A 20,737-nucleotide genomic window follows, 5' to 3' on the forward strand; every position below is an offset into this window, starting at 1 on the left:
ATATATTCGGGATATGGTGTGTAGGCGTAAATCCCTTTTCCCCCTGGCAGTCCTTTCCGCGCTGGTGCTGTCGTGTTCCGATGACAGCGGTTCGGGTGCGTCGGTTGAAGTGCCCGCCAGCTCCGCGTCGGGCGAAGTTACAGTTCCGTATGTAGGCGGTTCCCCGGTGGTCGTGACGGAAATCGACCCGGTAAACATCTCGTTCAAGGACCACGAGGGTGGCGATGCGGGATGGGTCGAGTTTTTTAACCCGGCGGAAACACCTGTGAACTTGTCTGGACTCTACTTGACCGATGACCTCTCGCAACCCAGGAAGTGGGCGTTCGGGAATGTGCCCGTGCCGGCGCAGGGATTCATGGTGCTGTACCTTTCGGGCAAGGACCTTCCCGACTACGAGGCTCCTCACGACTCAACGGACCTGATTGGGCCCGGCTGCTGGAAATGGACCGACGCACAGAGCGAACCCGTGGCGGGCGAGAGCCGTGCGGACAATCTTCCGGGAAAATCGAAGGTGTGCTTTACCGAGAACGGCAGTCGTGCTTTCGGTAGCCGTATGCAGTTTGGCGAGAACGAGGAACTTGGCTGGACATCGATTGCCGTGTTCGTGGGGACGGGTTCCTCTTCGAAGGACGACGTGGTCGATATTTCCGCAGCGAACGAGATTCTCCTGACAGGGTACGTGACTGCGGGCCGTAAGCTTGCTTTCCGCCTGGCGCAACCCGATGTGGACGACTGGCTCGGGTGGGAAGCCGTTATCGAGGGTACGGGCGATTCAAATACCACGTATGCCATTGGGCTTCCGCAGGGGACAAGACTTCCGGATTTGCAGAATATATACGGTACGAGGTTCAGCCCAGAGTCGAACGAGATGAAGGAGGTGGATATGAAGGTGACCTCGTTTATCGCGCGCAACCGCGGGCACGAACCTCACGCGAATTTCAAGCTGCACCACAAGGGGGGAAGCCTCTACCTGATGAATGAGGATGGCGCGATTGTGGATTCCATCGCGTACCCCGCAATGCCTGTGGGCAAGACGTGGTCCTTCGGTGTATCGCCCGAGGGTGCGGCGACATACGGGTTTGCGGACCCGAGCCCTTACGGCGGCGCCTTCATGTCGGTCGTATATTCCGAACGCTCACCCGCAATTACGGACAAACTGCCTCCCTCGGGATTCTACAAGGAACCCTTCACCGTCGCTTTCGATGCGGACGCGCATGTGCGTTGCGTGCAGGGCGGTGCGCTGCCCGACGGGAATGCGCCCGAGGCTCAGTCACTGACGGTTTCTTCGACTACGGTCTTGCGCTGCGCCTCCTTCGTGCCGGGAATGTACCCGGGCGACGTGGAAACCCGCACCTACGTGTTCGAGGAACAGCCGACTATTGCCAGCGTGTTCATTACCGCAAACCCGCTCTCGCTCTTTGACCCGGATACGGGCCTCTACATGGACGGCCCCGATGCCCAGGAAAAGATTCCGCATTACGGTGCGAACTACTGGTCCGACCGCGAACTCCCCGTGACTGTCGAGCTGTTTGAGCCGGGAGTAAACTCGCCCGCATTCGCGAAGGACGCAGGCTTCCAGATTTTCGGGAACTACAGCAGGGCGAACGACAAGAAGTCTGTCGCTATCGTGTTCCGTGAAAAGTACGGCGATAACCGCCTGAAATACCCGCTGTTCCCCGCGTTCCCGCAGCTGACGACGTTCAAGGGATTTATCCTTCGCGTAGGGAATTTCGGACAGGACTACATTCACGACGACCTCGCGAGCTCGCTCTCCGAAGGCCTCGGCGTGGATTACCAGCGCAGCAGGCCCGCAATCGTCTTTTATAACGGCGAGTACTATGGAATCCAGAACATCCGCGAGCGTTCGAACCGCTACTACTTCGAGACGCACTACGGCTATGACCCGGACGAAATTGACTTGCTGAAGGCGGACAATTCGGTGAGCAGCGGGGAATCTTCGGATTACGTGGAACTTCTGGACTGGCTGGAATCGCACCCGCTCGATAGCGATGAAAACTACCGGTACGTGGCGACGAAAATCGACGTGGACAACTTCATAAACTACCAGCAGACGGAAATTTACGCGAACAACCGCGACTGGCCCTCGAACAACCTGAAAAAGTGGCGAGTGCGCAACCCGGCGACGCCCTGGAGATGGTTCCTGTACGACATGGATTTCGGCTTCGGTAACGACATGAGCGAATATACGAACAACATATTCGAGTTTGCCGCTGCCGAGGATGGCCCGGACTGGCCGAACGGACCCAAGTCTACGTTCCTGTTCCGCAAGTTGCTGGAAAACAAGTCGTTCACGAACAAGTTTGTGAACCGCATGTCGACGCTCCTGGCCACGAACTTCGAAAAGACGCGTGTGCTTGCGCGCATCGATGCCATGATGGGCGAGATTTCTGCCGAAGTGGCGCGTGACCAGAAACGCTGGGGGCATAGCGCGAAGTGGATGGATCAGGTTCTTGACGATATGAAGTATTTCGCAGAGAGCCGCGAGTCCGAAATCCTCTTTGACATGCAGGAATTTTTTGCCTTGGGTGAGTTCGTTCCCGTGACGTTTGCGGCAAGCGGGAGCGGTCGCGTGCTTGTCGAGGGGCTCCCGCTCGACAGGCCCGCGGTAAAGGCGACATTCTTCAAGGGAACCCCAGTGATTGTTTCTGCGGAAGGGGTGAACGGCGGTGTATTTACCGGCTGGAGCGACGGCGTGACGGATGTGACGCGCACGATTATGCCTGGTGAAATCGACGCCCTGACGGCGAATTTCAAGTAGGCAGATTGGGCCTGAAAACACCTTGTTCAAAATGGTGTGATTTGGATAACATTTGCTGCACTTAAGTGCAGTATTTTTCCTTTGCTATTTCGGGCCTTTGTGTACATGTTTTGAAATGGTGCGTTCCCCGCAGTTCGTGAATTGCTAAATTTGTAAAATCATGAACTACAATACCAAGATTCTTTGCATTGGCGCGGGCTATGTTGGCGGCCCCACTATGACTGTTATTGCCGACAAGTGTCCCGACGTGAAGGTTACCGTAGTCGATATCAACCAGGCCCGAATCGATGCCTGGAACAGCGACAATCTCCCGATTTTTGAACCCGGCCTCGACGACGTGGTGAAGCGCGCCCGTGGCCGTAATCTCTTCTTTAGCACCGATATTCCGGCTGCCATCAAGGAAGCGGACATCATCTTCGTTTCGGTGAATACCCCGACCAAGACCTTCGGTCACGGTGCCGGTAAGGCATCCGACCTGCAGTACTGGGAAAAGACCGCGCGTAACATTCTGGAAATTGCCGACGAAGGCAAGATTATCGTCGAGAAGTCGACCCTCCCGGTGCGTACGGCCGCCGCGATGGAACGCATCCTGAATTCTAACGACAAGGGCCTGCACTTCGAGGTGCTCAGCAACCCCGAATTCCTCGCCGAAGGTACCGCCATCAACGACCTGTTCGAACCGGACCGCGTGCTCATCGGTAGTCACCAGACGGAATCGGGTCTCGCCGCCTGCCAGAAGCTCGTGGACGTGTATGCCCACTGGGTGCCGCGTGACCGCATCCTCACGACGAACCTCTGGAGTTCCGAACTCACGAAGCTTACCGCGAACGCGTTCCTCGCGCAGCGCATCAGCTCCATCAACTCCATCAGCGCTCTCTGCGAAAAGACCGGCGCCGACGTGGACGAAGTCGCCTACGTGATGGGCAAGGACCGCCGCATCGGGCCCAAGTTCCTGAAGGCATCCATCGGTTTTGGCGGCTCCTGCTTCAAGAAGGATATTTTGAACCTCGTGTACCTGTGCGGTTACTATGGCCTCCCCGAAGTCGCCGCCTACTGGGAAAGCGTCGTGAAGATCAACGAGTGGCAGACCCACCGCGTGGTGGACCGCATGCTCGAGACCATGTTCAACACGATTGCAGGGAAGAAGATTGCCGTGTTCGGGTTTGCCTTCAAGGCGAACACCGGCGATACCCGCGAAAGCCCCGCGAACCTCGTGGTGCGCGACTTGCTCGCCGAACATGCACAGCCGGTCGTGACTGACCCGAAGGCAATTCCCGATGCCAAGCGCGATTTGAAGGACGTGCTTGACCAGGTACAGTTCGAAGAGGACCCGTACAAGGCCGCCGAAGGCGCCCATGCCGTGGTCGTGTGCACCGAATGGAAGTGCTTTGCCGAACTCGACTGGAACCGCATCTACAAGGGCATGGCGAAGCCCGCATTTGTCTTTGATGGACGAAACATCCTGGATGCCGACGCCCTGAGGAAGATCGGCTTCGAGGTTTCGAGCATCGGTAAGGGCAAGGCGGAGTAAGGGTTTTGAAAATAGCAGTAGTTGGTACACGCGGTATTCCTGATATCATGGGTGGAATTGAAACCCATTGTCAGCAGTTGTATCCGCGGATTGTGGAACGAGGGGCGAGGGTTGTCGTTTTTGCGAGAAAGGCCTATACGCCTCAGAAGGACCCTTACGAATATAAGGGTGTGCAAGTGGTCCCGGTCTATGCTCCCAAGATTTCGGGTATTGAGACCATTGTCCATACGTTCCGGTGCTTCCTCAAGGTGGTCGCCTGGAAGCCGGACATTGTACATTTGCATGCCATTGGCCCTTCGTTTGTTGCACCCCTGTTCAGACTTTTCGGCTTGAAGGCGGTCTATACCCACCATGGTCAGGATTACAACCGGGCCAAGTGGGGCTTGCTGGCCAAGTCTATTCTTCGCTTGAGCGAATACGTAGGGACAAAGTTTTCTAATCGCGTTATTGTGATTTCGGACCTCCTGGAACGTTGGCTCCAGAAGAAATACCATTGCAACAAGACCGCCAGGATTAACAATGGTGTGACCTTGTTGCCGACGCTCTCCGAAGACAAACGTCAGCAGTGGCTCGGCAAGTACGGCCTTGTGGGCAAGCGCTATATCTTTGCGCTCGGGCGCTTTGTCAAGGAAAAGGGCTTCCATGACTTGATTGCCGCGTACAAGAAGATGGAACTCAAGGACGTGTCGCTTGTCATTGCTGGTGCGGAGGATTTTGAATCTGAGTACGTGAACAAGATGAAGGCGGATGCTGCTGAGGTTGGCGCGATTCTTCCGGGATTTATTCATGGCGAGGAACTGCAGGTGCTTTTTGAAAACGCTTCTCTGTTCGTGATTCCGAGTTACCATGAAGGCCTACCGATAGTGTTGCTTGAGGCTCTCGGCTACAACAGGAATGTGGTGGCGAGCGATATTCCCGCTAATATGGAAGTTCCCTTGCCCGAGGAATGCTTTTATGAACTGGGTGATGTCGATGAACTGGCGAAGAAAATGCGCCACTTCATGGAAAACCCGGTAAAGTGTGATTTCAGGCAGATTGTCAAGGAACATTATGACTGGGATAAAATTGCTGACCAGACAATGGACTTGTACAAGAGTCTGCTGAAATAGGATATAGAGGAAGTTGTTATGGGTTGCGCGAATTGTAATTGCGGCTCTAGTAAAATTCAGATGCCTACCGACGTGTCGGTGATTACGACGTATCGTTGCCAGATGCGCTGCAAGATGTGCAACATCTGGAAGAACCCGACCAAGAAGAGCGAAGAAATCCAGGCGAAGGACTTGGAAATCCTTCCGCAACTCAAGTTTGCGAACGTAACCGGCGGCGAACCGTTTATCCGTCAGGATTTGGAAGACATTGTTGAAGTCCTTTTCACTAAGGCCCCGCGCATTGTGATTAGCACGAGCGGCTGGTGGGTGGACCGCGTGATCAAACTTGCCGAGCGGTTCCCGAACATCGGCATCCGCGTGAGTATCGAAGGCCTCGAAGGGACGAACAACTTCTTGCGCGGCCGCGACGACGGCTTTGAACGCGGCATGAAGACGCTCAAGACGCTCCATGAAATGGGCGTGAAGGATATCGGCTTTGGTCAGACGCTCAGCAACTGGAATAGTAACGACTTAATTCCGCTTTACGAGCTTGCGCTCTCGATGAATTTCGAGTTTGCGACGGCGGCCTTCCACAACAGTTACTACTTCCACAAGGAAGACAACCAGATTAGCAACAAGGAAGAACTCTGCGAAAATATTGGCAAGTTGGTGAACCGTCTGCTCAAGGAGAACCACCCGAAGTCGTGGTTCCGTGCTTTCTTCAACCTGGGACTCATCAAGTATATTCAGGGCGGCAAGCGCATGCTCCCGTGCGAAGCGGGCTCCGTGAACTTCTTTACGGATCCGTGGGGCGAAGTTTACCCTTGCAACGGCCTGGAGCCGCGTTACTGGCAGGAGAGTATGGGCAACATCCACAATGCAAAGAACTTCGAGGAGATCTGGTTCAGCGAACAGGCGCAGAAGGTCCGCGAAAAGGTGCGCACCTGCCCCAAGAACTGCTGGATGGTGGGAACCGCCGCTCCGGTGATGAAAAAGTACATTGCGCACGTGGCCCCGTGGGTACTTACGGCGAAACTTAAGAGCCTGTTCGGCAAGGAAATCGACTGTTCCAAGTTCCCGACGTTCGATGTTGGCCAGGATCCGCGTCAGGGCGACCTGAGAATTGAAGGGTAACTGGTGCGATGCGGGTCTTGCTGGCAAACAAGTTCTACTACCGCCGTGGCGGAGATTGTGTATATTCGATAGAACTCGAAAACCTGTTGAGGGCCGCTGGGTACGAGGTTGCTTTTTTTTCAATGGATTTTCCCGAAAACCTGGAAAACCCGTGGAATTTCTATTGGCCGAGTGAGGTTGCTTTTTCTCCTAAGAAGATTGCCGCTTTTTTTAAGGCGTTTCGCCGCCCGTTCGGCGATGCAGAAACGGTAAAGAAGTTTACGTCGCTGCTCGACGAATTTAAGCCCGATGTGCTGCACCTGAACAACGTCCATACGCAGCTTTCGCCCGTGATAGCAGAAATTGCACATGCGCGCGGAATTAGGGTGGTGTGGACGTTGCACGACTACAAGCTGGTGTGCCCTGCCTATACGTGTTTCTGCAATGGTAAAATTTGCGAAGACTGCATTGGCGGTGACAAGCGAAACTGCACTGCAAAAAAATGCCTCAAGAACAACTGGCTGGCTAGCAAGATTGCTGAGAAAGAGGCTGTGGCCTGGAACCGCGAGCGCTTGGAAAACAGCGTCGATATGTTTATTTGCCCGAGCAATTTTATGAAGGCCAAGATGGAACAGGGCGGTTTTGATGCGTTGAAGCTGGTGGCCTTCCATAATTTTGTCGACGATTCCAAGTTTTCGCACGACAATATGGAACGAGAGAATTGTTACTGCTATGTCGGTCGACTTTCGGCGGAGAAAGGCGTGGAGACACTGTTGCAGGTGGCGTCAAAAATCGCGATTCCGTTGTATGTCTTGGGTACGGGGCCGCTTGAAACGGAACTCAAGGCGAAATATGTGCAATCGGCACAGATTCGCTTTATGGGCCACTGCGACTGGGAAACTTGCAAGTCTATTCTGCTCAAATCTAAGTTCAGTGTTGTGCCGAGCGAATGGTACGAGAACAACCCATTCTCGGTGATAGAACCACTTTGCCTGGGAACGCCTGTGTTGGGGGCTAATGTTGGCGGCATTCCGGAATTGATTGAGCCCGGGAAGACCGGTGAACTTTTTAGAATGGGCGATGCGGGAGATCTTGAAAAAAAGATTCGCATGATGCTTGATAAGGATTATTCCTTTGATGTAGAACCGATTCGCGGGCATTTTTCCAAGGATCGCTATTTGGAACAGATGATGTCTGTTTATAGGTAACGAGGATGCTGCAAGCACAGCCTTTGATTTCGGTTATCGTTCCTGTTTATAAGGTCGAGGAGTACCTGAACCAATGCGTAGAAAGCATTGTCGGACAGACGTACAGGAATCTGGAAATCATCCTGGTTGATGACGGCTCGCCGGACCGTTGCCCCGAAATGTGTGATGCATGGGCCGAGAAGGATGCGCGAATCAAGGTCGTGCATAAGGCGAACGGGGGCCTTGGTGATGCGCGTAATGCGGGTATTGCCGTAGCGAAGGGCGATTACTTCGGATTTATCGATAGCGATGACTGGTGTGAGCCGGATATGTTCCAGGAAATGCTAGGTGCATGCCTGGAATACGATGCGCAGATTTCGGTATGCAATGCGCTGATTGATTGGGAAAACGGGTGGGCGCAGGAACGAACCTCCTTTTCTGACAAGAGAACCTTCTGGGAATCGCCAGAGATTTTAAAGAACTTCTTTAACGGCCATTTGACCGCATGGGCGTGCAATAAGTTGTACCGTAAGGACTTGATAGAATACCTGCATTATCCCAAGCAGCCTTTTGAGGATATCCCTGTTGCAAGGAACATCCTCACCCGTGTTGAAAAGCTTGCCTTTTCGGGTATGGATTCCTACCATTATCGGCAGCGGTTGGGGAGTATTGTTAACGCCAATCTCAATGTGTCCCAGTTTGTACTGATAGAAGAACTTGAAAAAAATGTAGAGGCGGCCAAAGCGTTTGCTCTTGAAAATGTCGCTATCGCAAGGCTTGCTGTTAGCAGCTACAATTTCTTGGTAAAGGTCAAGAGTGCCGGTAATTGTGCGCTTGAGGATAAAATCCCGCATCTGTTGAGGCATATTCGGGCGTATAGGTTCAACCCGTTAAAGGACTGCACCGTGCGCGGGAAAGACAGAATTTTCCAGTATTGCATTGCTTGCGGTGCTCCTTACAAAGTGGTTCTGTTGGCTCGGCGCATATTTCAGAAAATCTATTGGCTCCTGGACATGAAAGGGGTGAATAAGAAAAGATGATTTCGTATGTGGTCGGTGCATATGTGGCTTTTGCCCTGGTGAATTACCGCCTTGCGGTTTTGCTGCTTGCACCACTTTCTCTTTTTTTGCATATGTTCCCGGTGGTAGACCGCCAGGTATTTTCGATTTTAGACTGCTGCTGTCTTGGCCTGACGGCCCTGTTGCCTCTAAAGTGCAATTTCTTATCAAAGATAAAGACGTATCCGTTCTTTGTTCCCAGTGTGTTTGTCGCCTTGTCGTATGCGATAACCAATGTGCTTGCTGAACCGCATTGGCCTAGTACGGTGTTTGTCCTGAATACTATCTATGTTTTCCCCTTTGTGGTTTGGTGCGTACTAGAAGAAGAAAAACACATGAAGTTGCTGTTGTATTCGTACTGCGCATATTTTGGTTTTTGCACTATTTACGCACTGGTGGAACTTGCACTTGGCGAGAATGTGATAATAGATCGGCTTTTGCAAATGTATGTCGTCAACGAAAATGTTATTGATTATACTGAAGTCCGGTTTGGAATAAAGCGATTGCAGAGTATTTTTGATACGCCGATGTCAATGGGGCTTGCGATGGGTGTTTTTGGGTATTTCCTGTTCGAGGCGAGAAAATTTATAGGGAAGAATTATTTCTTTATAAATGTTCTTATGGTGGCCTGCCTGCTGATGCCCTGGTTGACCGGATCTAGGTCGGTATTTATCGCGGCGTTTATTCTGATGATTCCGATTATGAATGAGTCCTTAAAGGGTAATCGTTTTGCCTTGTTGAAAATAGGGCTGATTGGTGGAGGAGTTTTCCTATTAGGCGGTTGGGTGATGGTGCTTGTTGATTCCGTTATTCATTCGGATACTGCCGTGACGGGGAGCAGCCTGGAGATGCGTTTGATGCAATTCGCCATCATTGTGCCGTTTTTCTTGAATTCGCCTATTTGGGGCAATGGATATGCCTACACATGGAGCTTTGTCAAGGCGGTGGATGCTGACCTGTTTGGTGCGGAAAGTATCTGGTTGCAGGTGTTGGTTGATTTTGGCGTTATTGGCGCCATGGCATATATTACATGCATCGTGTACATGGCCAAGCATATGAGAAAGTTGTTTGGCCGTAGTGGAATTACTATGCCGATAGCGGTTATTTGCGGCTATAGCCTCTCGACTTTCCTCGGGCTAGAACTCAATTATTTCTTCATCATTTGCTTGATGTTGATAAAGTTGCAAGAATTCTACAGGGAAAAGGAAGATCAGTCGGAATAGATCATTTTTGCTGTTGAGTAGTTGATGCTCATGGATTTCTTTGATCGCTCATAGCGGTCGGTGTCGGCGCCGATACGGACGAACCGGATGACCTTTTCAAAGCGGTCAATCCCGATCAGTGTAAAGCAGTCCTGGGACCTTGTCCCCATTTTTCGCCAGGAATCGCTCCATCCAATGTGGTTCATACTTGCGACATCACCATTGAATGCGATTTGGTGTGGGTAATCTTGAAGTGTGCCGATATCGTCCTGGTGGTGGTGCCCGCCGAGCCATGCCACGAATTCTCCGCCCTTGCCCATGAAATCGTTGACGGCGATTTGTGCCTCGGTCATCGGGCGTGTGCATTTGAACGTTTCCATAGAAACGAACGGGCAGTTTTCATATTTGTTTATGGGGAAACTTTCGTGGCGGCTAATAACCACGGCAAAGTCATTTGTCAGCGCATCATCAAGAACCCCCTGAAGCCATTCTATCTGGGCGTCATCCCAATGGTATTCGTCAAGGACAACCAGTCTTAATTTGGCCCGTTCCTTGTCTGTACCCTTGTTTATGTCCTTGTAGTAGTACATAAGGCCGTTTTCGGCGGCATTCTGGGGTGTGATGACATTCCAGCTTGATAAGTAGGGGGCGAAAAAGCGGTCGTAGACTTCCTTCTGGGTCACTTCTATCGGGTTGCCGTCCTTGTCGACAAAGTTTACGTCGTGATTCCCTAGCACGTTAAGAAATTTCTCTGCACCCGCATTGTCCCAAAAATCAAATGAATTGTACCATTTGTCATAAAGGGCGTCCCCGGAATGGATGACGATGTCGATATACTTTGAATAGTGGTCGTAGAATTCCTTTATTCTTCGCAGGTTTTCTTCATGGCCATGGATGTCGGTAAAATGGAGAAGGACAATCTGCTTTTCTCGGAGGGTAAAGTTTGCGTCTCTTTTCTGATGGGTGAGGTTTCCCAGGATGGGAATCATGACTGCGTCGGGATAGAAGTCCAATATGCCGGTGCCTGTGTCGGCGGCGGGAGTGAGGACGGTGTCCATTACGACTATGGTGTCGGTTTTGGATAGGACTACGGTATCTTGTTTCGATACGACCATAGTATCAATTTTGGATACGACTACGGAATCTGTTTTTGAAACAACTAGGGTATCTTTTTTAGATATGACGACGGTATCTGTTCGGGAAAGGTGCACTGTGTCCATGACGACAAGCGTGTCAACTCTTGGCTGGGGCGCCTCGGATTCTTGCGAAGAGGTTGAGTTGGATTCGCACCCGAGGAACAGCCCCAGGAGGGGTAGAATGCAAAAAAGTGTTTTTTTCATAGGGCTGTTTGTAAACAAGATTCCGACAGTGATGTTGAATAGAATTCAAGATAGTAATTTTGGGGGAAAACAAATGATTTGACCCGTAGAAAGAGGGAAATTGAGGGGCCGTGTTTGGAAAATATTGCATTTTTTTACCATTTATTGCTACATTTTTGCGTAGATTCAAGTATTGAAGGTAAACGGGAAGGTTGCTCATGAAACCGATTTCTTTAGAAGAAATGAAGCAGATTCAAGTAGACATCTTGAAGGATGTGCATCTTTTTTGCGAAAAGAACAATATTCGTTATACCTTGATTTATGGTAGCTTGCTAGGGGCGGTCAGACACAAGGGCTATATTCCTTGGGATGACGACATTGACATTGCTATGCTTCGCGATGATTATGAGAAGTTCGTGGCATCCTATAAGAGCGAAAACGGTTTTTATCGTGTCTATGATTGCCGAAAAGACAATGGGTATTACTATCCGTTCTTGAAGGTTGCCGACACGAGAACGGTTCTGGAAGAGAACGTGTCGATGCAGAATATTGGTGTCAACATAGACATATTCCCGTGCGATTATTTGTTTGACACGAAGCAGGAATGTATCAATTTTATCAAGAAGCTTGATTTTCTCAAAAAATTGTTCCGGATAAAGCTGGTTAAGCCCGGAAAAAAGAACTCCTTTATAAAGCGGATCCTGATTAGGGTCTTGAAGCTGCTCTGTCTGCCGATATCCATGAAAAATATCGTGGATAGGGAGTACGCTCTTGTAAACCGCTTGACGAACCGCAATGCAAAATTTGTGGGCTTTGCCTTCAGTTCGGACCTTTCGTGCTCTTATAGGTCGATCTGCCCAAGGGAAGTCTTTGAAAAGTACGAGAAGGTTCCGTTTGAAAAGGAAACTTTTGAAATTATATCTTCTTACGATGAGTGGCTGACGCAGATGTTTGGCGACTATATGACACCGCCGCCCGCCAAGGAGAGGACTTCTCCCCATACATTGAATAATGTATACTGGAAATAGAGAGAAATCATGAGAATCGCTCACCTTTTGTGGGGCCTCGGTACGGGTGGCATAGAGAACATGCTGGTGGATATTGTCAACCAGCAGGTTGACGGGAATGATATTTCTCTGATTGTCATAAATGACATGCTTGACAGTTCTATCGTGAACCGCCTTGACAAGCGTATCCGCATCTATTGTTGCCATCGGAACCTTAAGAGCAAGAACCCGTTGCCGCTTTTGAAATTGAATTACTATCTGAGGAAGGTCCGCCCTGAAATAGTCCATGTCCATTACGACAAGATTGCCCGACTTGTCTTGGGAAAATGGACTATGGTCCGCACGATTCACAATACGACGAACAATTTTGTCGAATCGAGGTTTTTTAAGGCCTGCTATGCAATTTCAAAGGTCGTTGAAGATGAATGGCGGCAGGCGGGGATGCAAACCATCCTTGTAGAAAACGGAATTCCTTGCGAAAGAATCAATCGCGAAAGGAATGGGCTCTTTAACGATGGTTTGTTGCATTTTGTCCAAGTCTCGCGGCTATATGTCAAGCAGAAGGGGCAGGATATCTTGCTGAATGCCCTGGCGGTAATCAGAAAACAGAACCTGTGTGCGACAAATTTCAAGATGCATTTTGTCGGAGACGGGTCTAGCAGGGAAATGCTGCAGGAATTGGCGACGACCTTGGGCGTGGACGACCTAGTGGTTTTTGAAGGGAATCGCCCAAGAGAGTGGGTCTATGACAACCTTTGCAATTTTGACCTGTTCATTCAGCCCTCCAGGTATGAAGGGTTTGGCTTGACTGTAGCCGAGGCCATGGTCGCCAGGGTGCCTGTCCTGTCGAGTAATATCGAGGGCCCTGTAGAGATTATGACCGTGGGTGAAGGCGATGCTGCTCGCCTTTTAGGCTATACCTTTGAATCGGAAAATGCGGATGATCTTGCCCGGCAGATTGCGGATTTTGTCCGGTCGGGCCGAGATGACGAAAGGATTGAATTCGGCCGTAGGCATGTGATGCAGAATTATAGCATCAAGAAGACCGCGATGCTGTACTTGGATGAGTACCGCAAGGTTCTCGCCTATAAGTGAGCGTCAATCCACTCCATTCTCTGGATAATCCAGCTGTTGAGTGAGTCTACGGCTTCGTCATAGCTGCTGTAGGCTTCCTTGTATGTCCAGTTCTCTGTATTTTCTAGAACCGGCCATCGCTTGAATTCGTTCTGTGTGGCCGGGGCAATTATTTTGGAATACTTGCGGATGGAATCCGGGAAAGTCTCTATCAAGTCATGGTGAGTTTTCCAGTATTTGGTTGCGGATTGCCAGTATTCGCTGCGTTTGAAGATTAGGCCGTTCCAGCCGCTATTGCGGACGTACCAGTCGTACGGAGTCCGTAGAGAGTCGTCTTCCCAGTTCCCGTAGGCGACGTCAAAATCCCATACGGGGCCGAGGCGTATCGGTTCTCCACTTTGCCATGTCAAGAAGATGCTGCGCCTAAAGGCTCCATCCTTGTTCTTGGAAAGTTCCTGAATCCAGTAGTAGCGAAGGTAGTCCTCGAAATCAAGCAGATTGGAAATTTTTTCGGGTGAGTCGTTGTCGTTCAGAGCGTTTTCGAATAGGTTAAGGGCGTTTTTTAGGAGCTGCGTTCCTGAATCGCTTGGGTTCTTGGGATACTTGATTTCAAATACGGTTTTCCTTTCGGTTGCGACAAGGTTTTCGTCGCCATATTCCGTAGGGCCCTTTTCCAGTAAAAATGAACTGTTGTTCTTGGGAATGTTTACCCGGTGTTCACCGACTTTTACGGTTTCTGTCAAGAGGTAAATGCCCTGGTATTGCCTATTGAGGTAAAGCTCCACGAAAGTACACCGGGGGGTATATTCGTCGCCAAGCCAGCCTGCAAGCTTATATGTAATAAAATTCTTGAGAAGGGTCTTGTCGGCGGAATTGGCGATAAGCGCCCATTCCTTGTCTTTGGGCATGCCGAACATTCCTTGCTTGTTTTCAAATTTGATTTTGTAGCCGGGTTTTGGCATCCCGGTAAAACTGGAGTTGCCTCTTCCCCGGATAGTGAGTTCCATGACGTCGCTTTCGGGTGAGTCTTTCCCGTATACCTGCAATTTGGCGGGGAGCGTCGTTATGCGGTCTCGGATTTGTGCGAAATCTTCGGTTTCCATGACAAGTCGTGGCAGTTCTGCATAGGGATACTCCGAGTCGTCTAGCGGTAGAAAGTCGGGGTTGTCCTCAGGTGCGTTCCAGACGCAGGAACATAAAAATAGGCATATATATATGATTGGAGCGCGGAACGGCATGTACCAAATTTAAAAAAAGATATATTATGGATAATATAAAAAAGGTCTCTATGTCAAACGAAAACGTTGTCGCATCTAAGCCTCGCAATTCTAATCTGGAATTATTCCGAATAATAGTCATGTTCTTGATTGTGTTGCATCATTCCATTGTTAATTCTGGATTGGTTCCCTTGATCGAGGCGGATTTCCCTTCCACTAAATCAACCATTCTTGCTTTTTTCGGTTGTGCAGGCAAAATAGGGATAAATTGCTTTGTGCTGATTACGGGCTATTTCATGTGTACGTCGAAAATAACTTTGCGCAAGGGGTTGAAACTTCTGCTAGAAGTTGAATTCTACAAGATTGCCATATTTGCCATATTCGTTGCGACGGGGTATACCCATCTATCGTTTAAGTCTATTTTTAATGGTGTAATGCCTGTCACGAGTATATCGGACGGATTTGTTTCTTGTTACCTGGTATTTTTCTGCTTCATTCCCTTTCTCAATATCCTTATTCAAGGGATGAATAAGAGACTGCATCTTATATTGATCTGCCTTTGCCTGCTCGCCTATAGCCTTCCTTCTCAAATTTTCATGACGGTTTCTTTTAACTATGTCGGGTGGTTCATGGTTGTTTATTTTGTAGCGGCATACTTTAGGCTATATCCGCCCAAATGGTCAATGAGTGCCAAGTCTACGGGATTGCTTGCGTTGCTGTTCTGGACGATATCCCTTTGCTGTGTTTGGGGGTGGGCGCAATATTGCGTTTACCGCGGAAAACCACCTTCATTTTTCTTCTTCGTGGCGGATTCCAACAAGCCTTTGGCAATTGCAACGGCGGTGTGCTTTTTCCTGTTCTTTAAAAATTTGAAGCTGGGCTATAGTAGGGTTATCAATACCATCGCCGCTTCCGCTTTTGGTGTGTTTCTGATTCATGCAAATTGTGACGCTATGCGCCAATGGTTGTGGCAGAAAACACTTGATAACGTGGGGCATTATTCCATTGACATTTTCAAGCACGTCATTGTTGGCGTACTTCTGATATACGCAATATGCACGTTAATAGACCTTGTCAGAATACATCTTTTGGAAAAGCCTGTGTTTAAGGTTATAGACTCCTATTGGGAAAAGAAACATTAGCTATATTAATTGCATAACGAGGATTTTTATGACCGACAAGCTTATAACAGTCACTTCGCCCCTGCTGCCTAGTCTTGAAGAACTTACTCCACTTCTCAAGGACATTTGGGATCGCAAGTGGCTAACCAATAATGGTCATTATCACCAGGAACTTGAAAAGGCCCTCGCCGAATACCTGGGGGTTGAGTATATCAGCCTGTTTACGAATGGGACACTTCCGCTGATTACGGCTTTACAGACGATGCGCATTACGGGTGAAGTTATTACAACCCCATATAGTTTTGTTGCTACGACGCACTCCATCTGGTGGAACGGCCTCACTCCGGTATTTGTCGATGTGGACCCCGCGACGGGCAACCTCGACCCGCAGAAGATTGAGGAGGCGATTACGCCGAAGACGACGGCGATTATGCCGGTGCATGTGTATGGCAATCCGTGTGATATTGAGGCTATTCAGGAAATAGCCGACCGCTACGGTTTGGCCGTTATTTACGATGCCGCCCATGCCTTCAACGTGAAGGTGAATGGCCGGACCATCCTGGATGCGGGCGACATGAATACACTCAGTTTCCATGCGACCAAGACATATAATACCGTTGAAGGTGGTGCACTTATCTGCCACGATGCCCGTACCAAGAAGCGCATAGACTATCTGAAGAATTTCGGCTTTGCGGGCGAGACTACCGTGGTGGCCCCGGGCATCAACAGCAAGATGGATGAAATTCGTTCGGCGTATGGTCTTTGCAACCTTAAGCACATTGACGATGCGATTGCCGCCCGCAGGACTGTTGCACAGAAGTATCGCGCCGCACTGGCGAATGTTTCTGGCATTACCATGTTCAAGGAACGCGATGACGTGACTTACAACTACTCGTACTTCCCGATATTCATTAACGAGAAGGAGTACGGCATAAGCCGTGACGCCCTTTACACGAAGATGAAGGAACACAACGTACTCGGCCGTCGCTATTTCTATCCGCTGATATCGAATTTCGCCATTTATCGAGGTTTGTCGTCTGCCTCGAGGGAGAACCTTCCTGTCGCAAACCGCATGGCCGATGAGGTCATCTGCCTGCCAATGTATGCAGGGCTTTCGGATGAAGATGTAAGTCGGGTTCTGGAACTTGTTGCTGGTAGGGGTGCGTAATGAAAAAACTGATGATTCTCGGTGGGTCCCGCTATGCAATACCGGTTATTGATGCTGCCCACAAACTTGGTCTTTATGCAATAACTGCGGACTATTTGCCGTACAACGTTGCTCACAAGTTCTCAGATCAGTATGTAAATGTGAGTATCATCGAAAAGGAAAAAGTTCTTAAGGTTGCACAAGAACTCCAAATTGGTGGGGTTGTAAGCTTTGCCTGTGATCCGGGTGTTGTTACGGCAGCTTATGTTGCGGAAAAAATGGGTTTGCCTTTCCAAGGATCCTATAAATCAACCTCGATTTTGCAGGATAAGGGCCTTTTTCGCAGATTCTTGAAGGAAAATGGTTTCAACGTTCCTCATGCAAAAAGCTATTCCGACAAGAATGCGCCACTTGCTGACATAGATTTCTTTACCTGGCCGGTTATTGTGAAGCCCGTTGATTCTGCGGGTAGTAAGGGTGTTACTAAGGTAAATAAGCCCGAGGAGCTTCCTGCCGCAATAGACACTGCGCTTGGCGGCTCTCACAATGGTCACTTCATTATTGAAGATTTTTTGACTTTTGACGGGTTCCATTCCAGCGCGGATCCGTTTACTGTCGATGGAAAACTCGTCTTTTCTACGTATTCCGATCAACTATTTGACAAAGAGGCTGATAATCCTTACACACCGGCGTTGATTATTTGGCCTTCGTCCATGAAAAAGGCTAACCAGGAATATCTAGATAAAGAAATTCAGCGCTTGATGATGTTGCTCGGCATGAAGACGGGTATTTACAACATTGAATCGTGTGTCGGGATAGACGGAAAGCCCTATATTATGGAGGTTTCGCCACGAGGTGGCGGTTGCAAGATTGCCGAGTTGCAGAGGCTCGCTTTTGGTGTAGATTTGATTGAAAATGAAGTCCGTGCGGCAGTCGGAATGCCGCTGGTTGATGTCCGCCAAACAGAATGTGATGGGCATTGGTGCGAATTTGTTATTCATGCAAGGCCTGGACAGAGCGGGGTTTTCAAGAGAATGGAAATAGACGAGGATATCCGCTCCAAGTATGTCAAGGCTGTAGACATGACTACGAAGGAAGGCGATATGGTCCATCCCTTCACTGGTGCGAATATGAGCCTTGGTGATATGTTCCTCCGCTTTGATTCTCGTGAAGAAATGGATGCTGTGATGGCTCGCTCAAATGAATGGCTAAGGATTATACTCGAGTAGAAAATGCCGGAAACCTCGTATAGTGTTGAATGCTTGTGCGAGCAAGATATTTCTTGCTTTTTCGTTAAGGCACAGGAGCAATTCCCGTACTTGTTTAACAACCTGGATATTTCTGCTTTTTCTAAAAAATTGGCTGATTATGCGAATTTTATAGTATGCAGGTGCTCTGGACAGGTGGCGGGAATCCTTGCGTTTTACATGAATAATGGGCATTTTGTCTATGTAACTTTCGTCTGCACTCTTAAGGAGTTCCAGCGACTTTCTATCTTTTCCAATATGTTGCATAAATTGGAAAATTTGGCGCAAGAAAAGGGGTACGAAAAAATTCGCCTTGAGGTGGCCAAAGAAAACCATTCTGCACAACAGGTGTATCTACACAAGGATTTTTCGGTTGTAGAACAAGGAGATAATTCTCTTTTTATGGAAAAATGGATCGGCAAGCACGGAGAATCCGCATGACAGAGTGTGAAAGAATTGTGAAGGAAAAAATTCTTCCGGAATCCTTTTTTGAACCGGAAGAAAGGAACGGCTTTTTTGTTGATGCCAATAGAAAGAAAACCTGGGCGATTCTGATAGACTTGCTTGTTCGTTTTGACAGGTTTTGCAACGACAACCATCTGAATTATTTTTTGATTTTTGGCTCTCTTTTGGGCGCGGTTCGCCACAAGGGGTTTATTCCTTGGGATGACGATGTTGATATCGTTATGCCCAGAGATGACTATAACAAGTTTACGTCACTAGCGGGTAAAATTGACCGGCCTTATTGTATACAGTCCTATTTAAACGAGTCTGACTTTTTCCTGTCTTTTGCGAAATTCCGTAATGTGAATACGACTTGCATCAGTAAGCCTTTCTCACATCGGAAGTTTAATCAGGGCATAGCGCTGGATATTTTCCCCTTAGACAATTTTGAGAATCAAGGTGCGCAGGAACGGTTCGATAGGATTAAGTGGTTGAATATGCAAAATTCAACTTATATGCGCATGGGAAATCCGTATCTAGATGCCTCTTCGCAAGAAAGAATAAAGCAGCATTCTGGACGTGCACCTTTGGATGTCTTGCAAGAGATCGAAAGCCTGGTTACGCAATTCAATAACAAGGAGACGGATAAGGTCGGTGTCAATGCACTGACAATCTATTCCTTTGAAAAGAACACCTGGCTTAAGCGGGATTTCGATTCGTTTGACTTGATGGAATTTGAATGTTGTCGTTTCCGCGTTCCATGTGGATTTGAGGATGTCCTTACGACAACGTATGGCGATTACATGCAGTTCCCGCCCGTTGAAAAAAGGGGTGGTTGGCACAACAATCTTATTATTGATCCTGACACACCTTTTTCCGAATACAAAATTTAAGGTTTCCATGAAAAAAGTTTATTGCGGCATGAGTGCCGACCTGATTCACCACGGACATCTGAACATCATTCACGAGGCCATGAAGCTTGGCGTGGTAACGGTCGGTGTCCTGACCGACGAGGCGATTGCTAGTTACAAGCGCCTGCCTTACTTGACGTATGAACAGCGTGCGGAAATCGTCTCCAACATCAAGGGTGTTGCGCAGGTCGTGCCGCAGACAACGCTGGACTATGTCCCCAACCTCGAAAAACTCAAGCCGGACTACGTGGTGCACGGCGACGACTGGAAGACCGGCGTTCAGCAGGAAACCCGCCAGCGCGTTATTGACTGCATCGCCAAGTGGGGAGGCAAGGTTGTCGACATTCCCTACACCCCGGGCGTTTCCTCAACCGTCCTGAACGCCGAGATGCGCGAGATCGGCACGACACCTGCGGTGCGCCAGAGGATGCTCCGCCGCCTGATCGCGGCCAAGCCTATCGTCCGAATCATGGAGAGCCATTCCGGCCTGACGGGTCTCATCATCGAGAAGACCAAGGTCAAGGTGAACAACAAGACCGAGGAATTCGACGGCATGTGGGCAAGCTCGCTTACCGATTCCACCAGCAAGGGCAAGCCCGATATCGAGGCCGTGGACCTCACCACGCGCCTGCATGGCCTGAACGATGCGCTCGAATGTACGACCAAGCCGGTCATCTATGACGGCGATACCGGCGGAAAGATAGAGCACTTCGTGTTCACCGTACGTACGCTTGAACGCCTCGGCGTTTCCGCGGTAATCATCGAGGACAAGATCGGCCTCAAGAAGAACTCCCTGTTCGGTACGGACGCTATCCAGACGCAGGATACCATCGAGGGCTTCTGCGAGAAGATCCGTACGGGTAAGCGTGCGCAGATTGCGCAGGACTTCATGATTATCGCCCGCTGCGAGAGCCTCATCGCTGGCAAGCCAATCGAGGACGCCCTGGAACGCTGCTTCGCCTATGTCGAGGCCGGTGCAGACGGCATTATGATTCATAGCAAGGACAAGTCGGGCGAGGATATCAAGGAATTCTGCAAGCGCTTCCGCGAGAAGCACTCCTCGGTACCGCTGGTCGTGGTTCCTACCACCTACAACCACGTGACCGAAGAGGAACTTGCCAGCTGGGGCGTGAACGTGGTCATCTACGCGAACCACATGCTGCGCAGCGCATACCCCGCCATGGTGAATACGGCGAAGTCCATCCTCACGCATCACCGCTCGTTCGAGGCGAACGACATGTGCATGAGCATCAAGGAAATCCTCGAGCTCATCCCGGGAACCAAGTAGGAGC

The 20,737-nt window shown here is 49.7% G+C and carries 17 protein-coding genes; 15 read left to right on the forward strand and 2 right to left on the reverse strand.

The window, feature by feature from the left end:
* The first annotated feature begins 13 nt into the window (after positions 1-13).
* The 7 genes from BUA44_RS01840 to BUA44_RS01870 all read left to right on the forward strand — a co-directional run bounded on the left by BUA44_RS01840 (position 14) and on the right by BUA44_RS01870 (position 9,979).
* Entirely contained in the window at positions 14-2,779 is a 2,766-nt protein-coding gene (locus BUA44_RS01840; protein ID WP_072807842.1) for a CotH kinase family protein, read from the forward strand.
* A 160-nt stretch (positions 2,780-2,939) separates the two neighbouring features.
* Positions 2,940-4,310: a UDP-glucose 6-dehydrogenase gene (locus tag BUA44_RS01845; protein WP_072807843.1), complete on the forward strand. Its 1,371-nt coding sequence runs from the start codon at positions 2,940-2,942 to the stop codon at positions 4,308-4,310.
* 5 nt (positions 4,311-4,315) lie between these two features.
* Entirely contained in the window at positions 4,316-5,419 is a 1,104-nt protein-coding gene (locus tag BUA44_RS01850) for a glycosyltransferase family 4 protein (RefSeq protein ID WP_072807844.1), read from the forward strand.
* A gap of 18 nt (positions 5,420-5,437) precedes the next feature.
* Entirely contained in the window at positions 5,438-6,532 is a 1,095-nt protein-coding gene (locus tag BUA44_RS01855; protein ID WP_217650360.1) for a radical SAM protein, read from the forward strand.
* Between the two features lie 8 nt (positions 6,533-6,540).
* A complete protein-coding gene (locus tag BUA44_RS01860) occupies positions 6,541-7,719 on the forward strand; it encodes a glycosyltransferase (RefSeq protein WP_072807846.1) in 1,179 nt (392 codons plus the stop codon).
* A gap of 5 nt (positions 7,720-7,724) precedes the next feature.
* Entirely contained in the window at positions 7,725-8,738 is a 1,014-nt protein-coding gene (locus tag BUA44_RS01865) for a glycosyltransferase family 2 protein (protein ID WP_072807847.1), read from the forward strand.
* Positions 8,735-9,979 carry an O-antigen ligase family protein gene (locus BUA44_RS01870; protein WP_072807848.1) on the forward strand — a complete coding sequence of 415 codons (1,245 nt, stop codon included), beginning with the start codon at positions 8,735-8,737 and terminating at the stop codon, positions 9,977-9,979. Before BUA44_RS01865 ends, BUA44_RS01870 begins: the two co-directional genes overlap by 4 nt.
* Here BUA44_RS01870 and BUA44_RS01875 read toward each other — a convergent pair.
* On the reverse strand, positions 9,967-11,073 hold the full coding sequence (locus BUA44_RS01875) for a metallophosphoesterase family protein (protein ID WP_178348721.1): 1,107 nt from the start codon (positions 11,071-11,073) through the stop codon (positions 9,967-9,969). The two genes, BUA44_RS01870 and BUA44_RS01875, sit on opposite strands and share 13 nt — an antisense overlap.
* A 422-nt stretch (positions 11,074-11,495) precedes the next feature.
* Here BUA44_RS01875 and BUA44_RS01880 point away from each other — a divergent pair, with 422 nt between their 5' ends.
* Together BUA44_RS01880 and BUA44_RS01885 are read left to right on the forward strand one after the other, a co-directional pair.
* On the forward strand, positions 11,496-12,305 hold the full coding sequence (locus BUA44_RS01880) for a LicD family protein (RefSeq protein WP_083579425.1): 810 nt from the start codon (positions 11,496-11,498) through the stop codon (positions 12,303-12,305).
* Between the two features lie 9 nt (positions 12,306-12,314).
* Complete coding sequence (locus BUA44_RS01885) at positions 12,315-13,379, forward strand: glycosyltransferase (protein WP_072807851.1); 1,065 nt, start codon at positions 12,315-12,317, stop codon at positions 13,377-13,379.
* Here the strand turns inward: BUA44_RS01885 and BUA44_RS01890 are convergent.
* Positions 13,370-14,461 (reverse strand): CotH kinase family protein, encoded by a 1,092-nt coding sequence (locus BUA44_RS01890; protein ID WP_072807852.1) that lies wholly within the window; start codon positions 14,459-14,461, stop codon positions 13,370-13,372. The genes BUA44_RS01885 and BUA44_RS01890 overlap by 10 nt on opposite strands.
* Before the next feature lie 185 nt (positions 14,462-14,646).
* On the opposite strand from BUA44_RS01890, the gene BUA44_RS01895 reads away from it, so the two are divergent.
* From BUA44_RS01895 to aepX, 6 genes are all read left to right on the forward strand, one after another.
* The gene (locus BUA44_RS01895; RefSeq protein ID WP_255370420.1) at positions 14,647-15,717 is read left to right on the forward strand and encodes an acyltransferase family protein; all 1,071 of its coding nucleotides are present in this window, start codon (positions 14,647-14,649) and stop codon (positions 15,715-15,717) included.
* 28 nt (positions 15,718-15,745) lie between these two features.
* Complete coding sequence (locus BUA44_RS01900) at positions 15,746-16,864, forward strand: DegT/DnrJ/EryC1/StrS family aminotransferase (protein ID WP_072807854.1); 1,119 nt, start codon at positions 15,746-15,748, stop codon at positions 16,862-16,864.
* Complete coding sequence (locus BUA44_RS01905; protein ID WP_072807855.1) at positions 16,864-18,072, forward strand: ATP-grasp domain-containing protein; 1,209 nt, start codon at positions 16,864-16,866, stop codon at positions 18,070-18,072. Before BUA44_RS01900 ends, BUA44_RS01905 begins: the two co-directional genes overlap by 1 nt.
* 90 nt (positions 18,073-18,162) lie before the next feature.
* Entirely contained in the window at positions 18,163-18,531 is a 369-nt protein-coding gene (locus BUA44_RS01910; protein WP_178348723.1) for a GNAT family N-acetyltransferase, read from the forward strand.
* A complete protein-coding gene (locus BUA44_RS01915) occupies positions 18,528-19,427 on the forward strand; it encodes a LicD family protein (protein ID WP_072807857.1) in 900 nt (299 codons plus the stop codon). The genes BUA44_RS01910 and BUA44_RS01915 overlap by 4 nt, the downstream gene beginning before the upstream one ends.
* Positions 19,428-19,434: 7 nt before the next feature.
* Entirely contained in the window at positions 19,435-20,733 is a 1,299-nt protein-coding gene (gene aepX / locus BUA44_RS01920; protein WP_072807858.1) for a phosphoenolpyruvate mutase, read from the forward strand.
* Positions 20,734-20,737: the final 4 nt, after the last annotated feature.

The organism is Fibrobacter sp. UWR3, from assembly GCF_900143055.1.
Taxonomy (GTDB): Bacteria; Fibrobacterota; Fibrobacteria; order Fibrobacterales; family Fibrobacteraceae; genus Fibrobacter.